The 819-nt window shown below is 64.0% G+C and carries 1 protein-coding gene; it reads left to right on the forward strand.

The genetic code is table 11. The annotated features are described in order from the left end of the window. The coding region (locus CJZ78_RS13495; protein ID WP_143592976.1) for a DDE-type integrase/transposase/recombinase at positions 1-780 on the forward strand (780 nt) is incomplete at its 5' end. Positions 781-819 lie beyond the last annotated feature (39 nt).

Genomic DNA, 819 nt, shown 5'->3' on the forward strand with positions numbered 1-819 from the left:
CTGCACCAGGCAGGGCAGTGCCACCGCCGCGGGCGTGCACGGCTGCCGCAGGAACCGCGCTCGGTGCCGCGTCTCAGGGCGGATCGCCCCAACCAGGTGTGGAGCTGGGACATCAGCTTCCTGCCGACCACAGTGCGGGGTGTGTGGCTGTACCTCTATCTAGTGGTCGACGTGTGGAGCCGCAAAGTGGTGGCCTGGGATGTGGCCGAGGTGGAGTCGGCCCAGATCGCAGCGGATCTGGTGCAGCGGGCATGTCTCAGGGAGCGCTACCGCCGACCCAGCGGCTTTGGCAGCCACCAGTGCCGGCAGCAGCCACTGATCCTCCATGCCGACAACGGCAATGCCATGCGTGGGGCGACGCTGGAATCACGGCTCGAGGAGATGGGCGTGCTCAGATCCTTCTCCAGGCCACGGGTTTCCAACGACAACCCCTACTCGGAATCCCTGTTCCGAACGGTCAAATACCGGCCCAACTACCCCAGCCGGCCCTTTGCCAACAAGGACGAGGCCTGCGAATGGGTGGCAGCATTTGTGGATTGGTACAACCACCGGCACCACCACAGCGGCATCAAATTCGTGACGCCCCACCAGCGCCACAGTGGAGCCGCCAACGCAATCTGCAAGCAGCGAGCCGATGTCTACGAGCAGGCCCGGCGTGCCAATCCAACGCGCTGGAGCCGACACACCCGCTGCTGGAGTCAGCCGGCAGAAGTGTGGATCAATAAGCCAACAGAGGAGCCAAACCCGACCCTGGCGCTACCCTTAATCCAGGCCGCCTGAATAGCAGCCCAGGAGTGACAACTTTCCTGAAAGTCACCG

Origin of the sequence: Synechococcus sp. 8F6 (assembly GCF_002252665.1) — a bacterium.
GTDB lineage: Bacteria > Cyanobacteriota > Cyanobacteriia > PCC-6307 > Cyanobiaceae > Cyanobium_A.